The sequence below is a fragment of the [Clostridium] saccharolyticum WM1 genome (assembly GCF_000144625.1).
Classification (GTDB): domain Bacteria; phylum Bacillota; class Clostridia; order Lachnospirales; family Lachnospiraceae; genus Lacrimispora; species Lacrimispora saccharolytica.
Genome location: NC_014376.1, coordinates 592702 through 616469, shown reverse-complemented (window position 1 = coordinate 616469; position 23768 = coordinate 592702). Strand labels below are relative to the sequence as shown.

At 38.5% G+C, this 23768-nt stretch carries 18 protein-coding genes and 1 pseudogene; 4 read left to right on the top strand and 15 right to left on the bottom strand.

The window, feature by feature from the left end:
• Positions 1-438: 438 nt before the first annotated feature.
• The 10 genes and pseudogenes from CLOSA_RS02810 to CLOSA_RS02760 form a co-directional block, all read right to left on the bottom strand.
• The gene (locus tag CLOSA_RS02810; protein ID WP_013271276.1) at positions 439-2778 is read right to left on the bottom strand and encodes a glycosyltransferase; all 2340 of its coding nucleotides are present in this window, start codon (positions 2776-2778) and stop codon (positions 439-441) included.
• A gap of 98 nt (positions 2779-2876) precedes the next feature.
• On the bottom strand, positions 2877-4046 hold the full coding sequence (locus CLOSA_RS02805; RefSeq protein WP_013271275.1) for a glycosyltransferase: 1170 nt from the start codon (positions 4044-4046) through the stop codon (positions 2877-2879).
• Positions 4047-4050: 4 nt separating this feature from the next.
• Entirely contained in the window at positions 4051-5187 is a 1137-nt protein-coding gene (locus tag CLOSA_RS02800; protein ID WP_013271274.1) for a glycosyltransferase, read from the bottom strand.
• A gap of 14 nt (positions 5188-5201) precedes the next feature.
• Entirely contained in the window at positions 5202-5924 is a 723-nt protein-coding gene (locus tag CLOSA_RS02795; protein WP_041708413.1) for an ABC transporter ATP-binding protein, read from the bottom strand.
• 21 nt (positions 5925-5945) lie between these two features.
• Positions 5946-6734 carry an ABC transporter permease gene (locus tag CLOSA_RS02790; protein WP_013271272.1) on the bottom strand — a complete coding sequence of 263 codons (789 nt, stop codon included), beginning with the start codon at positions 6732-6734 and terminating at the stop codon, positions 5946-5948.
• Positions 6728-7870 (bottom strand): glycosyltransferase family 4 protein, encoded by a 1143-nt coding sequence (locus tag CLOSA_RS02785; RefSeq protein WP_013271271.1) that lies wholly within the window; start codon positions 7868-7870, stop codon positions 6728-6730. The genes CLOSA_RS02790 and CLOSA_RS02785 overlap by 7 nt, the downstream gene beginning before the upstream one ends.
• Positions 7867-9207 carry a sugar transferase gene (locus CLOSA_RS02780; RefSeq protein WP_013271270.1) on the bottom strand — a complete coding sequence of 447 codons (1341 nt, stop codon included), beginning with the start codon at positions 9205-9207 and terminating at the stop codon, positions 7867-7869. The genes CLOSA_RS02785 and CLOSA_RS02780 overlap by 4 nt, the downstream gene beginning before the upstream one ends.
• 863 nt (positions 9208-10070) lie before the next feature.
• A complete protein-coding gene (locus CLOSA_RS02770; RefSeq protein WP_013271269.1) occupies positions 10071-11615 on the bottom strand; it encodes an O-antigen ligase family protein in 1545 nt (514 codons plus the stop codon).
• Between the two features lie 856 nt (positions 11616-12471).
• A pseudogene (gene tnpA / locus CLOSA_RS02765) lies at positions 12472-12945 on the bottom strand (IS200/IS605 family transposase).
• Positions 12946-13138: 193 nt separating this feature from the next.
• The gene (locus CLOSA_RS02760) at positions 13139-14851 is read right to left on the bottom strand and encodes a cell wall-binding protein (RefSeq protein WP_013271268.1); all 1713 of its coding nucleotides are present in this window, start codon (positions 14849-14851) and stop codon (positions 13139-13141) included.
• A 229-nt stretch (positions 14852-15080) separates the two neighbouring features.
• On the opposite strand from CLOSA_RS02760, the gene CLOSA_RS02755 reads away from it, so the two are divergent.
• From CLOSA_RS02755 to CLOSA_RS02745, 3 genes are all read left to right on the top strand, one after another.
• Complete coding sequence (locus CLOSA_RS02755; RefSeq protein WP_013271267.1) at positions 15081-15941, top strand: tyrosine-type recombinase/integrase; 861 nt, start codon at positions 15081-15083, stop codon at positions 15939-15941.
• 6 nt (positions 15942-15947) lie between these two features.
• Positions 15948-16793: a tyrosine-type recombinase/integrase gene (locus CLOSA_RS02750; protein WP_013271266.1), complete on the top strand. Its 846-nt coding sequence runs from the start codon at positions 15948-15950 to the stop codon at positions 16791-16793.
• A gap of 73 nt (positions 16794-16866) precedes the next feature.
• The gene (locus tag CLOSA_RS02745) at positions 16867-18087 is read left to right on the top strand and encodes an AAA family ATPase (RefSeq protein WP_013271265.1); all 1221 of its coding nucleotides are present in this window, start codon (positions 16867-16869) and stop codon (positions 18085-18087) included.
• A gap of 42 nt (positions 18088-18129) precedes the next feature.
• On the opposite strand, the gene CLOSA_RS02740 is transcribed toward CLOSA_RS02745, so the two are convergent.
• The 3 genes from CLOSA_RS02740 to CLOSA_RS02730 all read right to left on the bottom strand — a co-directional run bounded on the left by CLOSA_RS02740 (position 18130) and on the right by CLOSA_RS02730 (position 20598).
• A complete protein-coding gene (locus tag CLOSA_RS02740) occupies positions 18130-18576 on the bottom strand; it encodes a DUF1934 domain-containing protein (RefSeq protein WP_013271264.1) in 447 nt (148 codons plus the stop codon).
• A 13-nt stretch (positions 18577-18589) separates the two neighbouring features.
• The gene (gene murI / locus CLOSA_RS02735) at positions 18590-19408 is read right to left on the bottom strand and encodes a glutamate racemase (RefSeq protein WP_013271263.1); all 819 of its coding nucleotides are present in this window, start codon (positions 19406-19408) and stop codon (positions 18590-18592) included.
• Between the two features lie 125 nt (positions 19409-19533).
• Positions 19534-20598 carry a D-alanine--D-alanine ligase family protein gene (locus tag CLOSA_RS02730; protein ID WP_013271262.1) on the bottom strand — a complete coding sequence of 355 codons (1065 nt, stop codon included), beginning with the start codon at positions 20596-20598 and terminating at the stop codon, positions 19534-19536.
• A gap of 97 nt (positions 20599-20695) precedes the next feature.
• Here CLOSA_RS02730 and spoIIR point away from each other — a divergent pair, with 97 nt between their 5' ends.
• On the top strand, positions 20696-21343 hold the full coding sequence (gene spoIIR, locus CLOSA_RS02725; RefSeq protein ID WP_013271261.1) for a stage II sporulation protein R: 648 nt from the start codon (positions 20696-20698) through the stop codon (positions 21341-21343).
• Here the strand turns inward: spoIIR and CLOSA_RS21610 are convergent.
• Both CLOSA_RS21610 and CLOSA_RS02715 read right to left on the bottom strand, forming a co-directional pair.
• Complete coding sequence (locus CLOSA_RS21610) at positions 21324-22520, bottom strand: TolC family protein (RefSeq protein WP_013271260.1); 1197 nt, start codon at positions 22518-22520, stop codon at positions 21324-21326. The genes spoIIR and CLOSA_RS21610 overlap by 20 nt on opposite strands.
• 3 nt (positions 22521-22523) lie before the next feature.
• Positions 22524-23675 carry a TolC family protein gene (locus tag CLOSA_RS02715; protein WP_013271259.1) on the bottom strand — a complete coding sequence of 384 codons (1152 nt, stop codon included), beginning with the start codon at positions 23673-23675 and terminating at the stop codon, positions 22524-22526.
• Positions 23676-23768 lie beyond the last annotated feature (93 nt).

Sequence of the window (23768 nt, the reverse complement as noted above, 5' to 3'; positions counted from 1 at the left end):
AGTTCTTTTTTAAAATATCATTTAAATGCTGTAATTCTTGCCTCTCCGAGTATGAAGCTTCTTTTTGTTCTTCCAAATATTTCAATCGATATGCCATCTCATCTAAATTAGATTTGAAATCGCTTACTTTGGTTAATGCATCTTGTAGTTTCTCCCTCTCTACTCTTATTTCATCAGATCTTCGCTAAAGTAACGCATTTAAATTCTGCAACTCTGTTTTTAATTCTAATACTCTTGACTTCTCATTTTCTAATTCATCTAATCTTTTTATAGTAGTCTCTAAGCCATGTAACCTCGGAATATAAATAATCTAGTCTTGATATAAATTTACTGAAAGGCCAAATATACGAAAGTATAGTTCGAATCAAACTTCTCATTTCCATATTATGCTCCTAGATAATTCCTTTCTTTTCACCAAATGTACTTAACAGAACATAATTATATATGGAATATTTTTTTGTTAATCTCAATAACTTTATCATTATCATATATATATGACTTTAGATTTTCTTTTAATGCATCTATCCTCTCTTGATTCATCAGAATAGTTTCCAGCATACTCTCAATCTTTCTTTCATTGTTTTCTACAAGCCATCCATTTTCTCCATCGGTTATCTGCGTTGAAATACCTCCTACATTTGTAGCTAGGACAGGTACCCCTAAAACCAATGCTTCATAAATAGTATTCGGTAACCCTTCATAGTCAGATAATAATGCAAACACATCTGATTCCTTTAATATGCGGAAAGGGTTAGATAATGGCCCAGTCATAGTAACCTCATCTTGTAAACCAGATGTTGAGATAAGAAGTTTTACACGTTCAAAATCTTCTCCTCCACCAACTATTGTCCAAGTAAAAAGATATCCTTCCCCTTTTAATCGCGATAAAATCTTAATTAGCCTAGGATATGATTTCTCAAAACTTATCCTTCCTATAGTTACAAAATGTACTGGTTTTCTGTTTTTAGGGCTGAGTGGTTTTGATTTTTCTTTAATTTCATCAACAGGTATTAAGTTTTTATTCACAATTATTTTAGACTCCAAATGCGGATACAATTTCACAAACTTCGCCTTGATATTGTCTGTCAAAACTACGATAGTGGTAAACTTTTGATATAGCTTTGCATCATTTAATGTGATTTTTTTTGTCCAATCATTTTTATCTTTCCATTCGCAATAGTCTGTATGAATCCACTGAATTTTAATTTCACAATTAGATTCTGCTATAGCCTTTCTATATAAGGAGGCTTCAGATATTACACAAATCGTTGGATATTTTGAAAACAGAATTGTTATTTTTGGTAATACCATCTCATTATAATTGAATTTTTTTAAATAAGAACTAACTGTATATCTCAACTTTCTCATTCTCTCCTCTTTCGTCAATTTAGGACTAAAAAGGCAATAAGTAAGACGAGAGGTGAATATAGTATTTTCCTTAAAATTCTTTAACCCCAAAAAATTTACCCCTAGCAATTTTTCACGTATTTCTAAATTGGGAACATTGGAGGAATAGATTGCAACTTTTTTTCCAATTTTTACAAATTCCCTTATTTGTAATTCAGTTGCTATATGAGCACCGCCCATATAGTTAATATCATCTATGACATAAAGAATATCTACATTCTCTTTGCTTGAAACTCCCTCACAGATAAGTTCATCAAAGGAATCTATAATTTCTTTGGTGTTATCAAAACCATTGATATTATTTTTGATTTGCTCTCTAACTTTTTCATTATTAAGCAGAGCTTCTAAACAATCCGTAATATCACTTACACTAAAGTCTGTTAAAATCCCCGTTCTCTTATCTTCAATTTGTTCAACAGCACCGGAGGTCTTAGTTGCGATGATTGGTTTACCTAAAATCTTAGCTTCTGTGATGACCATTGACCAAGACTCATAATCCGAGAGTACAGCTACTATATCAGCTTGTTTCATATAACTGTATGGATTTTCTTTCGGACCAAAAATCAGGAATTGATCTGTTAATTGATTTTCATCGCGAATTTCCTTTACTCTTGAAACCAGTCCCTCGTCAGAAGTGGCACCTATATTCACCCACACAAATTCAACACCTCTTTTTTTCAATTCAACCATAACCTCTATCTGACGTAAGTGATTCTTCTGTGGTCGAAAATTTGCGCATGTGAGAACCATTAGCTTATTATTTTCTATTTTATAATCACTCTGCTCTTCTGCTCTTTTTCTAATATAATCAATGTCATTAATATTATAAATAGTGACCGCTTTCTTTTTCAAAAATGGAAATGCGGCTACACTTGAATCAAGGGAGTGTTTCGACACAAAGATAAAGTAATCAAACATATCCGCAAAATAAAAATAATGCTCCGCATCAAAATATTCTGCCTCAGATAAATCATTATGCATCCAAGCCGCTTTAATATTAGCTTCTACCTCATATGCAACAAAAGAGGGAGAACACCATTCTCCCACAAAAAATGCCCAGTCGTAATATTTATCCTTTATAAAATCAAGAGCAGTGAAGTAATAAGCACCTTTTTGTTCTATTGTATATAATGCTTTTGCTCGTATACGATCAAATATAGTTATTTTTTGATATTCCATATACGCATCACAAACCGTTACACTCTTATTAATACGATTAATTAATGACACGGCATCCTTTACTGGACACTGATTTAAGATTAGTAATTCAACAGAATACTTAGAATAGTCCAGATGATTAAGTAAATTGACTAATGAGGTTTCGGCTCCCCCTTTATATAACTGGTTAATCACAAACAGCAATTTTTTCATATTGTCCTCTCCCATATTCATTATCTTTGACGTAAAACCTAAACATTCTCTAGATTTTATCACAAAATCACTTTCTTGACCAGTGTTTTGTCTGAAATTTATCCTTCAACGATTTTGATCATCTTCTCAAAAATTGTCCTATTAATTATATCTATTGATACCACTTTTTTTTCATCAATACCATCAATAGCCAGAGTAAACTCCTTATATAAATTTCTCGTTCCTTCCAATAACTTACCACAACCATACCGCCTCAACTGTTCTGGAATTCCTCCTACAGGTGTTGATATTACAGGCAAATCTAACACAACCGCCTCATCAATAGTAACAGGAGTTCCTTCATAATCTGACAACAGAACAAAAATATCACATTGTTTCATCACGGGATATGGATTTTCTAAACGTCCCAATAAAATAACATTCTCCTGCAAATCCAATCTTTTGATCTGTTTCTGTATAGATTCTCTTAATGGTCCATCTCCAATCACGTACCATGTATAATCAATCTTATCAGCGGATAAGCATTTACAAATATCAAGTATTCTACCAAAATTCTTCTCTTTGTCTAATCTCCCAACTGTAACAAAATTATATGCTTTATCGGTTATGAATACTTCCGCTTCCTCCAACGATTTTCTCTGTATATCTGTAATATTTACCATATTAGGAATTACAACAATTTTTTCACTTAATTGGGGTATTCTTCTGATCATTCCCTGTCGGCACGATTCTGAAAGAACAACAATACAATCATACTTTTTATAAAGGCACGAATCATTTTTTGTAACAGCCCTTGTCCATTCAGAATACTGACACCAACGTTCATAATCCGTATGAATCCATTGGACTTTACGGGGTTTGGCCAAACCTCCAACCACATTTCTTAACTTTGAGGCCTCACTTACGACGACTACAACATCAAACTTTTCCAATTCTTCTATAAGTTTCTTATATAAAAAAAAGGTTAGAAACAGCTCTCCTATTCCCAGTCGCATTGATATGGCATAGAATATTCTTCCAGCTTTTTCCGAAAAGCCCTTATTACTTATGAGCATTTCCTTAAAGCTTTTCGTATAAGCATCTGCCTTTTCCCACAACGTTTCTTGCCTTATGATTGTTGCTGTAATCTCCAATTCTTCATCAGGCTTGCTAAGTGACATAGCATATACGTCATATTTATCTGATAAACACTGCATCTGATAAAAAGCTGCTTTTTGAGCACCGCTCTGATAATTAATATCATCAAAAACATATACAATTTTTTTCAAATTCTCAATCCTCTAAAATTGCTAAAAATTCTTCTAAAGTTTTTTGCTGCGTGGAAAATCCTCCTAGATTTATGCGAATCTTTTCCTGGATTTCTTGGTTTTCTAGTAGTTCTTTTACAGAATTTGCTATGTCTTTTGGCTCAAAAGAAACCAAAATCCCACTTTCCCTGTCCTGGATCTGTTCCAAAGCACCAGAGGTCTTGGTTGCAACCACAGGAATTCCTAAAAGCTTCGCTTCAGTAATCACCAATGACCACGACTCAAAATCTGACAATACAAGAACCGCCTTACTCCTGCTCATATATTTATATGGATTTTCGCAAGCACCAAGCAAAATAAATCTGTCCTCTAGTTGATACTGGGCCAGCAAAGATTTTACCTTATTCAGGATAAATACATTTGCTGTGGAACCAATACACAACCATCTTGCTTCAACTCCCATGTCACATAAACATTTCATGGTTTCTATCATGCGGGGATAATTTTTCTCTTCTCGTAGATTCGCTACGCTAAGAAGGTATGAATCAAAGGCTTCATCGTCAACGCTTAACGGTTCTTTGGCAAGACGATAAATTTCTTGATCATCACACATGTTATGTACCACAGAACATTTGCCTTTTAAAAATAAAAAAGCCTGTTCCGCTGCCTTACGTGACTGTTCTGATACAAAAAGATAACGGTCATAAGCCCTGTCATAACCAAATAATATTCTTTCGTCAACATAAGCCGCTTTATCAATATCTGCATGAATCCAGACCATCTTTTTTTTAGCTTTTACTTTCTGGGCTACAAATTCCGGTGACATCCATTCCCCATAAGAAAACGCCGCATCATACTCTTTTCCTTTTATAAAATTATATGCCCGTTTTCGATAAAGTTGGTGTTTAGTAACCCTGCGATAAATTTTAAACCATATTTTCTTAACAACTGCCAAATGCCCCTCTGGTTCAGCAGCATTGCATACATTCACCCATTCCGGAATTTGAGGAATCAAAGACGTGGCTTCCTTTAATATCATCTGATCAAATATTAAAAAGTCAATTTCATATTCCTCTGGCGAAAGACGGTGAAACAGATTTAACAGGGCTACCTCTGCTCCCCCCTTATAAAACTGAGTGATAACAAATAACAGCTTTTTCATAAAATCCCTTTCGTTTATACCATGTTTTCATAAGCAGTACAAACCTTATCGGCAGTGTCATACATTTTCACTGTTCCATTATCCAACCATAATGCTTTATTGCATACCTTACGCACCTGAGAAACGGAATGGGATACAAATAGAACGGTTGCTCCTGAATTTAATATCTTTTGAGTTCGTTCAAAACTTTTCTCCTGGAATTTATAGTCTCCAACAGATAAGACTTCATCTAAAATCAAAATATCTGGCACATTCATGGTAGCCACAGCAAATCCCAGACGTGCCTTCATACCAGAAGAATAGTTTTTCAAAGGAACTTGCGTAAAGTTTTTTAATTCCGCAAAGTCAATGATTTCTTCATAGCGTTCTTTCATGTAATTTCTGGAATATCCAAGAATCGCGCCGTTCAAATAAATATTTTCTTCCGCCGACAAGTCCTCATCAAATCCTGCGCCTAACTCTATCAATGGAGCTATGCTGCCAATAGTATAGACTGTTCCTTCTGTCGGCTTCATAACTCCTGCAATCAGCTTTAGCAAAGTACTCTTTCCGGCTCCATTCAGTCCTACAACTCCAAGGGAGTCTCCCTTCTCCAGTTCAAACGATATGTTTTTTAACGCCCAAAACTGTTGAAACATCAATTCTTTCTTTACCAGACGTATCACATATTCTTTGATATTATCAATTCTCTCATTGCTCATATTAAACATCATTGATACATTATCCAAGCGTATCATCGTACCCAAACCAACAACCTCCTAAATAAATAGTACAAAGCGATCTTGCTTTTTATAAAAAACAACCACACCGATAACTAGAGACACAACTCCAAACATAAAGCAGACTAAATTCTCTTTCAGTCCAGGAAACCGCCCAAATAAAATCAGGTCTCGCATATAGTTAACATAATGATACATTGGATTCCAATATATCAACTTCATGGCGGCAGCAGGCAAAATGCTTACTGGAAAAAATATCGGCGTGAAATATGTCCATGCCATTACAAACACACCGTAAAAATTTGCTACATCTCTGAAAAAAACAGTAATCGCTGCCAAAAATAAACCTGAACCTACCGAAAATAAAAACACGTAAAAAATAGGAATTGGAAGTAATAGTAAAGTAGGGCGAAATTCTACACCCAAGATAATCATCACAATAAACATAGCAATCATGGAAAATCCAAGATTAACCAATCCGGATACAGTCTTGGAAACTGGAAAAAGGTATTTGGGAATGTAGACCTTTTTCATCAATGGTGCATTTCCGATAATTGAGTAAAGCGCATTGCTAGTGGTTTCAGAGTTAAAAGAAAATACCAGCGTTCCTGCAAGGTAGTAAATTGGAAAATGCTCAATATTCTGCTTAAATAACGTTGAGAACACAACAGTAATAACCGTCATCATCAAAAGCGGGTTAAGTACGGTCCATAACATACCTAAAACAGAGCGACGATAACGTACCTTTATATCCCTAGCTACTAACTCACGAAGTAAATTTTTATATTTTAAAAAAACATCTATTCTTATCTTTGTCTTTTCTAACATAAATCCTCCTGAAGCATATTGCAATAAATATCACGCATTGCAAGAGCTACCATCTTCTTATCATAATTTTGTATTTTATTAAAATTATATTTCCCCATAGAATATATATCTGCATTTTCAATCTGTATCATTCTTTCAGCCATAGTTTCCACATCATTCGAAGGAATAAGCCAACCTCCTTTTCCTTCATCAATCAATTCATTGTTTCCACGTATGTCGGTTGCAATAATCGGCAAGCCTGTAGCCATTGCTTCCTGAAGCGCTACTGACAAGCCTTCCCGAAAAGATGGCATAATAAATACATCTGCTTGTCTCAAAACTGATTTCACATCCTTCTTATAACCAATGAGACGAACCTGTCTTTCTAAATTGTATTTTTTCACCAGCTTTTTTAAATTTTGTTTCTCACTTCCTTCTCCACATATGATATAAAGAGCTTTTTCAAAGGTACTCTTATGCAACGCTTCTATAACCAATCTGTGATTTTTATTAGAATTTAGTTCCCCCACTGATAAGAAAGTGATTTTTTTATCTGAACCAAAATCACGACTTAAATATCTTTGTTCAAAAATATCCTTAAATTTATCTACTTCAATTCCGACGCCGTTGATTTTTTTAACTTCTCCATGCCTCTTTAATTTGAAACCGCAAGCCAGTTTATAGTCTTCATCGTTAATAGTTATAAGTATGTCCGTTAATCTTGCCAAAATCCTCTCAATGGGATAGTAAATCAACCAATTTCTAAGAGGGGACCCATGAAAAAAATGAAAACCGTGAACTGTATAAATTACTTTCATTTCTTTATTTTTACATTTCGTTGAAGCAAGTCTGGCTATCGCACCTCCAACTGGTGTATGACAATGCAATATGGAATATTTCTCCTCATTCAAAAGACGGCGCATCTGCTTATAAGCTTTCATATTCTGTATCACTCGAAAAGGAGACCGCGCAAAATCAATTTGGTGACACAGCACATCACTATTCTTTAATCTGCTATTATCATTGCCATATTGTGGATTTTTAAAATTTGCCGCATAATGAACTTCATATCCTAACCCCTGTAGAATTTTCACATTTTCCATTTCAAATTGAGGCAAAAAACCACTTACGTGTGATACTATCAAAACCTTTTTCAACGTTTCACACCTTCTGAGCTTTCTTTCATAAATAAGACTTTTGGTGTCATAATGATCAGTTTAAAGTCTAATAAGAGTGAATACCCCCGGATATATGTTAGGTCCAATTTCAACTTATCATAAGAAGTTGTATTATACTTACCATAAACCTGAGCGTATCCTGTCAAACCAGCCTTTACCTTTAAACGATATTCAAATTCTGGGATTTCTTTTATAATTTGTTCTGCTAACTCCGGGCGTTCTGGTCTAGGTCCAACTACAGACATATCGCCTTTTATAATATTAAAAAGTTGGGGAAGTTCATCCATACGTGTAGCTCTTAGGAATGCCCCCAGTGGGAAAATTCTATCGTCCTCTTCTTTTGCAAGTCTCGGCCCACTTAAAGCTTCAGCATCTTGGATCATTGTACGAAACTTATAAATTTTAAACTTATTCCCATTTAAAGTTAGTCTCGTTTGTGTGTAGAATACCGGACCTCGATCCGAAATTTTTATTCCTAATGCAATAAACAAAAAAATAGGACTACAAAGAATAATTCCAACCAGTGCTATACTAATATCAAGGCAGCGTTTTAAAAACTGCTGTTCAATTGTCAATCCAAAATTTCTTGATAAAAGCAGAGGGGAATCAAAAAGGTTCATTTCATCCGAGCTTCTTAATAAAATGTCTGATATTTTCGGAACACTATATGAGCGAATTGCCTCTTGAAAACAATATTTTAATATCCAGTTTCTATCATTAGAAGGCATGTCACCAATGATAACTCCATCGTATTTTACGATCTCAGCCTGTATTTTTTCAACTCCTTCACGGTAATTAATTAATTTACATATTTGATATTTATCATCCCTTGCGTTCATTTTCTCTAGCAAATGGTAATCAGATTTATCTCCTGATATGAGTAACATCTTCCTTGGCGGAAATATACTCTTATAAAATGCATGAAATAATATTGTCCAAGTAATCATAAATGCTATATCGCATACTGTCATTATAAACATATAAGCAGGATTCACAAATCTCTTATCTATCAATGCTATTTGAAAATATGTAAATACATTGGCAAAAATAGTGGATAAAATTTGAGAATATAACAAATTACCAAATCTCAATTGTCCTACCTTAAACCCACCATATGTATTAAAAAAGAACATTAGCAATATACAATAAAGCAATACAATCATCCAATTACCGCGTCGGTAAAATCCCAGTTGAATCACGTGTTTATTATAATATTCAATCCAGACATATGCATATATACTACCTAATCCCATTACCATAACAGTAGAAAAAAGAAGCTTTATAATACGTTTATATTTTTCTTTAGATTCTTTCAATATAACCTACTCCCTATTTATAAAATATGCATTTTACATTTTATGTTTTATAGAAATATTCAAGTATACTTCCATAGTATAGCATCTTGAATAAAATACCGCAACTCCTTCGGCTATTATAAGATAATAATATTTCTTTACATTTTTTCTAATATTTTCATATATTACTTAATATTTACTTAATGACTTGCTTCATTAATATTAGCAATGGAGAGGCTGCCAAAAGCTTCCTTTCCATTAATATTATAATTCTTCTATAGATTTTGCACTTCCCTTTCCCAATAACAACCAGAAAATTGGTGTAACTATAGGAAAGTTAAAATTTACAAATGCTTGAACACTATAACAAATTATACCAAAGGCTTAAGCTATCATAAGCGGATTTTCAACTTTATGTCTAATACAATTTTTTATGCAAGCCAATATAAATGCTACATAGGAAATAAGACCAGCAATTCCAATAGTAAGCAGATATTGCGAATATTCATTATGTGCGCTATCAAATATCTCGTTATAAATATTGCCCTTTGTTTGATGCATCAATAAAATTCCAAATGTTTCCTGACCAAATCCTACCAACTTTTTCCACAGTGGAAATCCAGAAAAACATACCATAGCATTTCTCCATATATAACCTATGTGGGTACCCCATTCATCATTAAAAAAATAGCTCTAAGCAAAGAATGGAGCGAGATTCAAACGAATCCCACCCCAACTATTGACAAAGAGCCTTAATAAATAAGCTCTAAATGCAAGAGCGGAGCGAGATTCAGATGAATCTCACCCCAACTGTTGACAAAGAGCCAAAAAACTCCCAAAAGTTATAATCATCAGAATCTTAAGTTTTTATTTTTATCTCACCATTACTCTTCCATTGATTTTACAGCTCCCATACCTAACAGAAGCCAGAATATAGGCGTAACAATCGGAAGGTTGAGATTTACAAACGCTTGAACACTATAACAAATAACACCAAACATAATAGCCACAATATACGGTGTTCTATTTATATAATGAAGGCATCTCCTTATATATCCAAATATAAAAACAAAATAAGCTGTCAATCCCGCGAATCCAACCGTAGTTAGCAAATGAAGATATTCGTTGTGTGCACTATCATACAATTGGTTATATGGATTATTTACAGTTTTTTGCATTACTAAAATTCCAAAAGTTTCAGGCCCAAATCCGACGATTTTTTTCCACAAAGGCAAACTCTGATAACATTCCATACCTTTTCTCCAGATATATCCTCTGCTAGTTCCCCAATCATCATTAAAGAGAAAATATGAGCTTAAATTTCCATATCTATTCGCATTGCCAGATACATTGCAATCATAAAGTACATATAATACTGACAATATAATAAGTAAAAGAATTGCAATCCAAAGGTATCTGAATATTTTTCCAAGCTTATCAGAATCAAGTTTGCTCTTATATGCAATTATATGAGATAATATGGCAATTCCCCATAATAACATTACTAAATATAATAATCCACGAAATCTTATAAACACATCAAATGCGCTTTGGATTCCAAGAACACTTTCTCCAAAATAATTATTTATCCAATCAATGCATTGAATTACTGAAAAGAAAGTTGCTAATATAATGATATATCTTTGAATACCTTTTACATTTTTAAATAAATATAATGGTAAAAATCCAAATAATACACCTAGAGAAAGATATGCATTGTCACTCACTCCCATAATAATTGCAAAAAAACTGATCACCATACAGAAATAGTGCCACATCATGTTTTTAATTTTTCTATCTGTCGCAAACAATACTGTGGAAATAGCTACCAGTATCCCAACATATGCGGTATAGGTATTAATGTTTCCAATCGTTGATGTAAAAATTGACCTCTGTTCTTCAATCATAGCAATTTTAAAATGAAAAATGTCTAATTTAAAATAATCGGTAATCCCAAACAGACAAACAAGCATTCCTGCCGCTAGAATAACATCAATATACCAATTTTTAAACTTCCAATATCTGCTTACACAAAAATAACTAATCACATACCATATTGTTAAAAATAGGCCTGTATATCTTCCCTCGTTACCCCAGAATGACTCATATAGATAGTCTGATGAAAAAGTCGATATAATAGCAACCAATAGATATATTAATACAGCATAATCCGCGATAGTACAACTTTTTAGACTATTCAAAAAAAAACTTTTAATATTGAATATTCTCTGCCTCGCACCCGTCACGATAAAATGCCCCGCTACCAATATTGTCATCAATATCGTACAAGCACAATAAAAGTAATACTTAACTATAAGTATATCAAAATACCTATCCCTAACAACAATAGGAATCCCAACACCTATTAATAAGACATATATACTAATAACCAATGATAAAAAAGGGCTTTTTCCTTCTTGTTTCTCCATCCTTATTCTCCCTTTCAAATTAATTCTTTTTTTAGTATATCATTTAATTCTTGTATCTGCAAGATAGTATTATCCTAGGATTCTCCTAGGATTGTAGGATTACAATACAAGAGTACAACTGAATAATCAAAAAACAGAAATACCATTTCTGTGTTATATACTAATCGCGGTCCCAAAAGAACAAACTGAAAGAGATATTTCCACAAGGTCAGTATACACAGGATATGATGCATCGTCTATACTTTTAAATATGCCCAAAATACGGGGTCTTTAAGGCTGTCATCAAGTCCAAAACCAATTGAGACTGTTCAATTGGGTCTCTGAGTGGTACAGGCAAGCTCTTCACCCTCCCAATCAACATTCCTCTGAGGATATCAAGCAATTCTGGATATTCGTAAGTGCAATCCTCATACTGGCCCCATAGTATTCTGGGTGAGTTTTATGCAGTTGGGATATTCACGCTTCCAGGCTTATACTGATTTCTTAAAAAGAAAGGGATTATGTCTGTTAAGCCTCCTTAGCCTAAATATATCCCAAAGCTGTACAATCAATAATTATCCCAGCCAGAGGATAAGTAGATGTAAATTTGACCCTCTTCAATTTTAAAAACAGCCAGAGAGACATTTTTCAGTATATTATCATAGTTAACAAAACAGTTACAAATGCATGAATGAGGTAGAATTCAAATAAATTCCACTCCGAACATTGAAATTGAATCCATAAGTCAAGACCACCGGCTTAGCCGGTGGCTTGCTCTACCCCTATAAGGGGTTATTACCGACATTGGAGCCTAAAGGCTCATCGAAAAAGTTCTACAGCCGCACAAACTTTTTTCTACAGAGCCCTTAAGGGCTCACTATTTCTTGTTTTGTTTTACCGGCTCACCCGTGAACGGGTCTATATATTCTTTTAATGTCATTTGATCATATTCTAAATCCTCTTTTAATTGATTTTGAATATACTCTTGTATTTTCTTTGCATTCTTCCCTACTGTATCAACATAATATCCACGACACCAAAAATGTCTGTTTCCATACTTGTTTTTTAAATTTGCATGTCGTTCGAAAATCATTAGCGTACTTTTTCCTTTTAGATACCCCATAAAGCTTGAAACACTAATATTCGGTGGTATTCTCACTTACATATGCACATGATCTGGACATATTTCTGCTTCTATTATTTCTACACCTTTTCTCTTACACAGCATACTCAAAATATTTGCAATATCTTGTTTTAATTCTCCGTATACTACTTTTCTTCGGTATTTTGGCGCAAATACAATATGGTACTTACATTCCCATTTCGAATGTGATAAACTATTCATATCCATTTGGATAACCTCCTTTGATTAATTTGTGCGGTTGCGAACCCACACTTATTATATCACTGGAGGTTTTTTACTTGAAGTTGAAGCCGACTGTGGTCACACCTGCATAGCAGGTGGTTTATTAAAAGACCGCCATACAATAATGGAGCGGGATTAATAATAATCCCGCTCCGTATATTAGCATAAGTCTAATTTATTAGTTTTCTACGAAAACTCTTACGATGTTACCATTGCTTGCTACTTCATAGCAACGATCATTACCATCTTTGGCTTTGCTCTTGCTCTTCTGAACAGTACCAGAAGTATTAACTACTCTGTATTCAACAGTAGCACTGTCTGTTACTGCAGCCGGAATAGTATATTCTTCAGAATACTTGTTAGTATCTGTTACAACAGATACTACATTAAAGTTATCTTCCATGTCTTTTAAGAACTCATCAGTTGTCATGATCTGAACATAGTTAACATTTGAACCAGTCTTGTTAACTTTAACAACAGCATACTTGTCATCTTTGTCGGCTGCCATTAACATACCAGACTGATAATATTTCTTATTGTCGATACCAGTCTTACCAGCACCCTTGAAGCTTCCGGACTTGTTGAATAAGAAGCTGTGAGAATCGCCATCGATGTCTACATTCTGCTTATTGATCTTCATAGAACCGTCATCGCCAGATCCGAAGTAATAAAGCTTGTAGTCAGAAGCTTCCCAAGAAGAAGCATGCTTCTTAAAGCCGTCGGTTGTATCAAACTTGTAGTCACTATCAGATACTAACTTAACTGTAGGTTCGTCTTTAGTATCCTTATTTGCAATAGCGGAAATAGTTTTATTATCAGAAGCAAGTTTAATGAATCTAAATCCATCAAGCATAACGCCGCTGTTATTAAAAGCATACTTCTTGCCGTTGATTGTCTTCATTTCACCAGCAACTAATTTACCATCTTTGTCAGAATAGTACCAGTTCTCAGAATCGTCATTATAGTCGTCTTCACTTAAGTATGAATCCGGCACTACCTGGAACCAACCTTTGGTTACTCTTGCGCCATCTTCTGGACTTCCATAATATCTGAAACCTTTCGTGTATGCAGCAGTGCCCTGTGTTGCAGTAGCTGTTGTTGGAGTTGCATCCCAGTTAACCCACTCAGCATTCATACGGCCATCTTCATCAAAGCTGTACTTTTTGCCATTAATGGTCTCACCTTTTTTGTCAACCATTTTCTTACCATTACCCTTGAAGTAGAACCAACGATCCTGTTCTTCATCATCAAAAGTATTTTTGCTAGAAACGCCTATGTCCTCAGTGGATTCCCACTGATTATCAGTGATGTGAAGGAATACCCATCCATTTGCCTGAGCACCATCGTTCTCATCGCCACAGTAATATAAGCTATTATCTGTTCTCCAAGCATCATCACCAGTTTCTCTCTGTCCAGACTCATTAATCCAGCCATATAACATCTTAGCTTCATCATCAAAGATATATTTCTTGCCGTTAATTGTCTTAAAAGAAGCTGTGTTGCTGCTGCTGGAGCTCTTATAAGCCTTACCATTAGCTCCGAAATAGTACCAGTGATTTACCGGCTCATTATCATCATCGCCATCATAATTGTCATTTTCAATGGAAACCCACTTATTAGCTACCATGGAACCGTTCTCATCAACATAGTAGTAATTGTCATTGTACTCAACAAGAGCATCGGTAGCCATCTCGCCATCTTCGTTAAGGTAGAACCAGTTATCACCGGATTTTGCCCATTTCTCTGTTACTGTGTCGCCGTTCTTGTCATAGTACACCCATGTACCATTTTCTTCCTGCCAGCCAGTTGCTGCGAAAGAGGACATGGAAGCGCCTAATGCAAGCAGTGCTGCTGTAGATAAAACAGCAACTAATTTTGTCTGCTTTCTCATAATTAATGCACTCTCCTTTTTTCTTTTTGAAATACTTTTCGAAATTCCTAATTGCATTACGAGGTAATTATACTTCCTATAATGGAAATTATCGAAAGCAGAAGGTATTTTATATGTGTTTAACCAATATTTTTTACTATTTTTTCGAAATTTTCTTGATTTATTTGCACTTTACTTATATACTTGTGGTAAACTATTTTTGCATCATGATACAAGGAGGAGAAATAATATGACAACAAACGCTGTAACTTGTTCAGAAGCAGAGAATAAAAGCCCCGTAGAACAGAGCCTCGATGATTTCCATGACTACCTGGAATTTAACAACATGTCCTCCAACACCATTCACGTGTATCTATACGCAGTAAAACAATTTCTCGGATTATATCATGTGATCAGCCATGATAACCTGATGCTTTATAAATGTTACCTTATGGAGCATTATAAGCCCCAAACCGTTAACTTAAGAATCAGAGCTCTCAACTGCTATATGGAGTCATTAAAGCTGTCATCTTCTAAAATGCTGATGATACGGATCCAGCAGAAGACCTTCCTGGAAAACGTCATCAGTCAGGCAGATTACGAATATTTAAAAAAATGTCTCATACGGTCCGGAAACATGCTGTATTACTTTGTCATACGCTTTATGGCCGCCACCGGCGTCCGTGTCAGTGAACTGGTACAGATCAAGGTAGAGCATGTGAAATGCGGCCATATGGATATTTACTCCAAGGATAATAAAATAAGAAGGATTTACATCCCAAAAAGCCTTCGTGTGGATGCATTGAAATGGCTGAACCAGATTGACCGGGTAAGCGGTTACGTATTTCTAAACCGTTATGGGGATCCTATTACGCCTGCCGGGATCCGCGGGCAGCTGAAAAAATTTACCGTTCTCTATGACCTGGATCCCAACGTGGTTTACCCCCATTCCTTCCGCCACCGTTTTGCAAAAAACTTTATTGAAAACTGCGGGGACATATCCATGCTTTCTGATATTTTAGGGCATGAAAGCATCGAAACCACAAGAATCTATCTTCACCGCAGCAGCACAGAACAAAAACAGATTGTAAATCAGATTGTAAATTGGTAGAAAACTATGGAAAATGAAGAATTACTTAATGATTATAAGAAATTTCTGAAGAAAAAGAATTTGTCTAACAATACGATTACCGCCTACGAGGGCAGTGTCCGCCTTTTTTTCAGCCTGAATAAGGAAATTACACCGGAAAGCCTCCAGCGGTACAAGAACTACTTAATCAGCCACTATCGTCCGGCAACCGTCAATCAGCGGATCCATGCCATGAACCATTATTCACGGTTTCTGACCGAAACCAGCGGAGAAGAATACACATTCATTGCCTCATACCATTTGCCTTCCGTGAAAGTCCAGCAAAAAACCTTTATGGACTCCGTTATTTCAAATGAAGACTATGAGCTATTAAAAGGAAAGTTAAAAGAAGAAAAAAATTACTTCTGGTATTTTATCGTCCGATTTCTGGCAGCGACCGGCGCAAGGGTCAGTGTGCTGGTGCAGATCAAGGTGGAACATTTAAACCTGGGGTATCTGGACCTCTATTCCAAAGGCGGAAAGGTGCGACGCATTTATTTTCCGGATTCTTTATGCCAGGAAGCCCTGGAATGGTGCCATGATAAGGACAAGCGAAGCGGCTTTCTCTTTCTAAATAAAGACGGACGTCTGATCACTCCCAGAGGCATTAATTCTCAGCTAAAGCATCTGGCGAAGCGGTATGGGATCGATCCTGACACGGTTTACCCCCATTCCTTCCGTCACCGTTTTGCAAAAAACTTTTTAGCCTGTTTTAATGATATCTCTCTTTTAGCCGATTTAATGGGGCATGAAAGCATTGAGACTACAAGAATCTATCTTACCCGTTCCAGCCAGGAACAACAGCAGCTTCTTGACGAAATTATCACATGGTAATCAACTTTTTTTGCATTCTTGTTTATTTTTACATAATTTTACAGTATAATTTCGAAAAGGAGGATAATATACCATGATAATTTCTTTTCGCTTTAAAAACTTCCGTTCCTTTCTGGATGAAACTTATATTGATATGAAGGCGGTTAATTACAAGGAACACCCAGACCATCTGGTAAAGGCAGGCAATAAAAAACTGATTAAAACACTAGCCGTATATGGGGCTAACTCCAGCGGGAAAACCAATCTTTTTCTCGCCTTTACCAGCTTCCATTCGTTTATTTTCTGGCAGCTTTTTTCAATGGAAGACATTCCTAGAAAACATTTTATGTCCCTCCTTCAGATCAGTTCTTTGGACAAGATCCTTCCGTTCCTGGATGAGGAAACCAATACTCAGCCCACGGAAATGGAACTTTCCTTTATCAGCGGACAGCGGGTCTATGAATACGGCTTTTCTGTCCTCAACAGGAAAATTCTCACGGAAAATATGGCTGTGGACAATCATGTGGTATTTACGCGGAATGAGGATGAGATTACCATTGGACGACAATATGAAAAGGTCCTGCGCCAGAAGGCAGGGATCCACCCTCATCAGGACCGTTTATTCTGTTCGATCTTATCTTGCCTTGATATTCCTGAAATCACGGCCTTTATGGAACCTTTTGAAACCTTTTTTTCCAAGCAGATCGCTTATTACTGCGATTTCCTTGAACCATTTCAGCTTGCAGGTCATTTGATTATGGATGGAAGGGTATACAAGGCCCTTGAAAATCCGGACGCCCTTAATTATGCATTGGCCCAGCTAAGAAAACTGGGAATCCCCGCAGAAGAATTTATTGTTGATAAGGGGGTCCCGAAACTTGGATACCTGGTGAAATCCCGGGACACCGGCCAGTACCGGATGCAGTATATGGATTATACAAAAGTGTCCCTGGGCACAATGAAATATCTTCAATTATTCATACAGGTATACCATCTGTCCCAAAGGGGAGGCGTTCTGATCATTGATAATATATCAAACGAATTCCATCCAGCTGTAATAAAATTTTTTATTGACACCTTTCAGCAGGATAAAAATATAAACATACAGATCCTGTTTACAACCTATGATATTTCCATATTAAATAACCAGCAGTTCCGCCGTGATGAAGTCGCTTTCGTAGATATGAATGAGTATCATGAATCCAGACTCTACACCCTGGCAGACATAAAGGTCCGGTCTGACGCCAGTTTTTCCAAGGACTATCTTTTAGGAAAATACGGAGCGATCCCTTTACTAAAAGAATGCTTTCCCTAAAGGATTAAAAAAGGCATAATGCCAAAATGGCATATGTCTTTTTTAGTTCAGAAGTCGGAAATCCGCTGTGGCCTTGGAGTGAATATCCAGCACAATGTTGCATTCCGACACATGCTGGTAATTTATATCAAGAGAATAGGCCACCCTTACCTTTAAACGGTCTTCTTCTTCATCAATCAGAATATCCTTTGTGCTGATCCCGATCATCAGCTCACCAAAGGGGGTTGCATAACAGGACATATTTTTTTTATCTTTTTCAAAGGTCATATGAACGCTGGAGGTACCGCGTTTTATAATGTCAAGCCCAGATTGGCGGATTTTAATGGTGTTCCTTGTCACTCCCCCTGTATCTTCCTGGATCTCGTCATACAGGATGTAGTGATTGCCGTTTTTCAGGAAATAATCACCGGCCGTTATCATCTCAACGGAATTGCTGTCATCCTCTGCGATCTGCATTCCGCTGATGCTGATGAGAACATCTCTTGTCATAGTCAAAACTCCTTTAGTACTCCTCAATGTTTATTTGCTTTGTCTCTTTTACCTGTCCCGGAAGAATGGAAGCGGCAAAGCTGGTGAATTTCTCTGCCAGGTCGCTGACATAAAAGTGGTATTTTTCCACATCATTGCTTTCCTGCCCGCACAGAAGGTCTTTTCCTTCTAGAATCTGTTTTAATTCCAGGGCAGTTTCATAGGCAGGGTTCACCAAAGTCACCTCTGGCCCCATAAGCCTTCCAACCGTAGAACGCAGCAGGGGATAATGGGTGCAGCCCAATACCAGTGTGTCTATATATTTTCCCTTTAATTCACTTAAATATCTGGAAGCGATTTCATCCGTAACGGAATCATGCAAAAGCCCTTCCTCCACCAGGGGAACCAAAAGAGGACACGGCTTTCCTGTCACATCGATATCCTCTCTCATTTCTTTCATTACTCTGGTGTAGACCCCGCTCCGTATGGTCCCTTCCGTTCCAATGATGCCGATCTTCCCGTTTTTTGTGGAGTCTACGGCGGTCCTTGCCCCTGCATGGATTACACCAACAATGGGAATTTCCACTTCTTTTTCCACCGCTTCCAAAGCGCAGGCGGTAGCGGTATTGCAGGCGATCACAATCGCCTTTACATCCTGGGTCAGCAAAAAACGGATGATCTGCCTGGTAAAGCGGATCACTGTGCTGCAGGATTTGCTGCCATAGGGTACTCTTGCCGTATCTCCGAAATATACAATCCTTTCATCCGGCATCTGCCGCATAATCTCCCTGGCGACCGTAAGGCCGCCTACACCGGAATCAAACACCCCTATGGGCGAATTTCTGTCTGCCATTCCATTTCCTCTTTTCCGCCCTGCTTGTTAGGCATAAAGGTATGCCGCAGGCATTTCTCTTTTCCGCCCTGCTTCTGGGCATAAAGGTATGCCGCAGGCCGGTCCTTTCCCGCATATAAAATATCTTATAACCGGTAACGGTCCATCGCATGCTCCATAAGACGGCCCACCAACTCATCCTTATTCATTCCGGCCGCTTCCCAAAGCATGGGATACATGCTGATGGCCGTAAATCCGGGCATGGTATTGATCTCGTTGAATACCACACTGCCGTCCTCTTTTACAAAAAAGTCCACTCTGGCCAGGCCGTAACCATCCACTGCCTGGAAAATCGCCTTGGCAGCTTCTTTCACCCGTTCTGCAGCCCCCTCAGGCAGCACCGGGTCCACTACTGTTCTGGAATCAGAGTTGTAATATTTGGCATCAAAGTCATAAAATTCCGCTGCAGCAAGGATCTCTCCTACCCCGGAAGCTTCCGCCGGCAGATTTCCCCCTCCAAACACAGCGCATTCGATCTCCCGGCCTACGATCATCTCTTCCACCAGAATCTTGCGGTCGTGGACCGCTGCCTCCGTCAAGGCTTCCATAAGCTCTTTCCGATCCTCTGCCCGGCTCACACCCTTTGATGAGCCTGCATTGGAGGGCTTTACAAACACAGGGTAAGAGAACCTTTCCTCCACCTTACCTACCACCAAATCCATATCCTTTAAGTCATGGCGCATCACCGGTACATAGGCCGCCTGAGTGACTCCCAGGTCATCTACAATAATCTTCGTATATAGTTTATCCATGGAAACAGCAGAAGACAGTACTCCGCAGCCCACATAAGGAATTCTTGCCAGTTCTAAAAGCCCCTGTACGGTTCCATCCTCTCCCAGAAGTCCATGAAGCACAGGGAATACCACATCAGCCTTAAGTACTTCTGTTTTTTCCCCATCCAGTAAGATTATGCCTCCCATAGTGGCATCAGGAGAAATGACAGCAGAAACGGTCCCGTTTTTCCATGTGCCCGTTTCAATATCTTCTACAGAATCTGTCTTGATCCACCGGCCCTCTTCTGTGATTCCAATCAAAGCAACCTCATACTTTTCTCTATCTATATGGTTAATCACATTGACTACCGACATGCAGGATACAATATGCTCTGATGACTGGCCGCCAAATAATACAACCGCAGTTTTTCTACCCATTTTGATCTCCTTACAAATTTCTCAATTTTACAGTGTTTATATTATAGCACATATGGTAACAATTACAAATAGATTCCAGAAAAAAGGAGGAACACCAATGAAACAGAAACGTGATTTATGCTTATGTATTACCTGTTTTCTGATTGCATTTTTACTGACCCTGTCAGGGGGAAGGCGGGAAGAGGAAGCCCTGGCCGCAAGGATCGCTCCGGAAATCCTGCGCTTTCACGTATTGGCAAACAGCGACCGTTCTGATGACCAGAACCTGAAATTAAAAGTGCGCACCATGCTGCTCAATTCAATTTATGAGGAACTGGGAGAAAAAGCATCCCTGGAGGAAACAAAAAGCTATGTCCTTTCCCACAAGGACAGCCTGGAAAAAAAGGCAGAACACTACATGAAAAAACTGGGATATGATTATCCTGCACATATGGAACTGACCAATTGTTATTTTCCTACCAAAACCTATGGTGACATGGTATTTCCCTGCGGTAATTATGAGGCTGTCCGTGTAAAAATAGGCGAAGGAAAAGGACGCAACTGGTGGTGCGTCCTTTATCCTCCTCTTTGTTTTACAGATTCTTCCTATGCAGTTGTACCGGATACTTCCAAAGAAATCTTAAGAAGCTCCATGGATGAATCTGATTATAAGAGGATCAGCCGGGAAAGCCCGAAGATCCATATCCGTTTTAAGCTGGCGGAGCTGCTTTCCAGCAAGCCAAAGCCTACTGTTCCGAAGAATTAATGATCCCCTCCACCGCCCAGCGGTACGTATCATAGGCCTGATACAGGGTGTTATAAGCGCTCTCCTTTGCACCCTCGGCCTGTAAAAATGCCATCTGGGACTGGAGATAGCCCAACTTGCTCACCATGCCCAGCCGATAGGAACGGTCTGCCTTATTCTTTTCCAGGACCGCTTTCTCATAAGAGGTACAGGCAGCATCATAAGCGGACTTCGCCTGAAGGATTCCCTGGTAATAGGACTGCATGGCAACCGTAACATTCTGCTCTTCCTCAGAAAGACTGGCTTCCTTGTTTTTCACGCCTGTGGTCGTCCGGCCGGACCCTCCGTGGCGCTTCTCAATCAAAGTGTAATTATTTCCCAGAGCCATTGCCGTGTCCGCCTCCAGGTTCAGGGAAGAAATATGGGAAAGATCCAGCTGAGGAATCCCTCCGATCTGAATCTCTGCATCTGCCGGATATCCGGTCATCAGGCACAGGGAACGTTTCAGGCCGTCAATGGTGTTATCAAGCTGTTCCAGTGAGGCCTGCGCCGCCAGCACTCCTTTATTGGCTTCCAGGACATCTGCTTCCGTGGCCATGCCCTGCTGAAAGCTTAAGGTCTGGGCTTCATAGCCTGCCTTGCTGACGTCCAGCACCTTCTGGACCATTGCCCGGTTAGCCAGGGCGCTGTTATAGCCTATCATGATCTGGCCTACGGCAGAAGAGAAGGTTTTGGAATAGCGGTCTACGTTTTTATTGACCCCTTTATCAATCCGTTTGATCACTTTGTCCAGAGTCTCAGCACCGTTATTCAGTTTCTTAACCGCATCTTTTAAAGCCTGATATGCCTGCTTTCCGGCGTCGGTATCTGCGGCACCTGAATCTTTCAGGGATTTGGCATTGTCATTGAGATCCCGGATATATATTTTCATCTCGTCATAGACGTACTGCTGGTTGCTCTTCTCATTTCCTGCGGAATCAACAATGTTCTGTAAGTCTGGGTTAAAATACCTTACCCTGTCTGAGAGCTCTTCAAATTCTATGGTCTGATCCTGGAGTTTGTTCCATTGTTCCTCCGTCATCCCGGCTGGAATGGATATTACCGTCTGTCCGGGTCCTGCTGCCCCATAAACCGGCAAAGCGGAGGAGAGAGCAAGGGTCACTGCCATACAGGCAGGTAAATAGCCTTTCTTTCTCATCTTTTATAAACCTCCTGCCGAAGCCAGTCCGTTTACTGCATTATCATAATTCTGAACCGCCTGGAACAAAGTAAGCTCTGCTGTCTTCATGGCAATGTTCTTTGTATCATAGGCATTTTTCTGCTTTACATAATCCAGTCTGCTCAAAGAGCCCAAGTCGAATTTCCTCTGTGCTGTATCCATATTTTTAGTTTCCAGGGCAAGTTCTGCTCCTGCCTGGTCGTAAGCCGCCTTTGCCTGAAGAACAGCCCGGTAACATTTTGTCACATCGGAACCGATATTCTGTTCATTGCTGGCAATGGTCCTGTTCAAGGTCTGCTTCGTCACATCCCCCACGGCATTTTCCAGCTTTCTTTTATTGATCTTTAAGGTATAGTTGTTGCTTAAAGCAGCTTCCTTATCTGTGTCGGGATTCATGGCCGCAATGCGTTCCATGTTCACAGCAGGTATTTCCCTGATCTCCGGCATATCGTTGTATTTCCAGCCCAGCATGACGCAAAGCTTCTGTCTGGTCTCTTCGATAGAGGAAGTCAGCTTGTCGATGGAAGTCTGAGTACTCTGAACACTCTCCAGGGCCCCCAGCACATCCGCCTGGGTAGCCATGCCCGCACTCTGTCTTACCAGCGTAGACTGGTACACAGCCGCCAAAAGCTCCAGGCTGCTTTTTGTACTCTCCAGCTCATACTTCTGCTGAAAATATGTGACCATCGCGGATTGAGCCGATGCCACTAGATTGGCTTCCTCCTGGTCATAGGTAAGCTGGTATACCTTTATATCCTCCACATTGGAATCTGCCGCAGCTTCCGCCCGGTTGGCATTTGCCGCATTGCTTGCATCGCTGTAGGGATCTTCTCCTGAGATGTTGCTTCTGTAATCATAGGCCGCATCCCGGTAATACTGGGCATTCTGATCACTGGTGATCCGGTCATCCTTTTTCTTGTCATTCATATCCAACTGGTTTTTCTGGACTGACACATTATATTCACGGATCAGGCCAGCCAGTTCTTCGTATTCCATCACATTATCCCTGAGCCTTGCCCATTCTTCAGGAGTTCTTGCAAACTCCGGGCTTCCGGCCCAGGCTGTGGATGCCGGGCCCATGACAGCAAGCACTGCCGCAAGACAACATGCACCTATCTGTTTCCATTTTCTCATCCTTAATCCTCCTTAACTGGGATTTTTATGCTGTATTCCTGCCAATATATTAACATATCATGCTTAGAAGATGAAATCCACTTTCTTCCAGCA

Excerpts from the sequence above, each read along its gene's own strand:
- CLOSA_RS02760 (WP_013271268.1), bottom strand. The coding sequence starts at position 14,851 with ATGAGAAAGCAGACAAAATTAGTTGCTGTTTTATCTACAGCAGCACTG.
- CLOSA_RS02770 (WP_013271269.1), bottom strand. The coding sequence starts at position 11,615 with ATGGAGAAACAAGAAGGAAAAAGCCCTTTTTTATCATTGGTTATTAGT.
- CLOSA_RS02795 (WP_041708413.1), bottom strand. The coding sequence starts at position 5,924 with ATGATACGCTTGGATAATGTATCAATGATGTTTAATATGAGCAATGAG.
- CLOSA_RS02715 (WP_013271259.1), bottom strand. The coding sequence starts at position 23,675 with ATGAGAAAATGGAAACAGATAGGTGCATGTTGTCTTGCGGCAGTGCTT.
- CLOSA_RS02730 (WP_013271262.1), bottom strand. The coding sequence starts at position 20,598 with ATGGGTAGAAAAACTGCGGTTGTATTATTTGGCGGCCAGTCATCAGAG.
- CLOSA_RS21610 (WP_013271260.1), bottom strand. The coding sequence starts at position 22,520 with ATGAGAAAGAAAGGCTATTTACCTGCCTGTATGGCAGTGACCCTTGCT.
- CLOSA_RS02745 (WP_013271265.1), top strand. The coding sequence starts at position 16,867 with ATGATAATTTCTTTTCGCTTTAAAAACTTCCGTTCCTTTCTGGATGAA.
- CLOSA_RS02790 (WP_013271272.1), bottom strand. The coding sequence starts at position 6,734 with ATGTTAGAAAAGACAAAGATAAGAATAGATGTTTTTTTAAAATATAAA.
- spoIIR (WP_013271261.1), top strand. The coding sequence starts at position 20,696 with ATGAAACAGAAACGTGATTTATGCTTATGTATTACCTGTTTTCTGATT.
- murI (WP_013271263.1), bottom strand. The coding sequence starts at position 19,408 with ATGGCAGACAGAAATTCGCCCATAGGGGTGTTTGATTCCGGTGTAGGC.
- CLOSA_RS02740 (WP_013271264.1), bottom strand. The coding sequence starts at position 18,576 with ATGACAAGAGATGTTCTCATCAGCATCAGCGGAATGCAGATCGCAGAG.
- CLOSA_RS02810 (WP_013271276.1), bottom strand. The coding sequence starts at position 2,778 with ATGAAAAAATTGCTGTTTGTGATTAACCAGTTATATAAAGGGGGAGCC.
- CLOSA_RS02750 (WP_013271266.1), top strand. The coding sequence starts at position 15,948 with ATGGAAAATGAAGAATTACTTAATGATTATAAGAAATTTCTGAAGAAA.
- CLOSA_RS02800 (WP_013271274.1), bottom strand. The coding sequence starts at position 5,187 with ATGAAAAAGCTGTTATTTGTTATCACTCAGTTTTATAAGGGGGGAGCA.
- CLOSA_RS02755 (WP_013271267.1), top strand. The coding sequence starts at position 15,081 with ATGACAACAAACGCTGTAACTTGTTCAGAAGCAGAGAATAAAAGCCCC.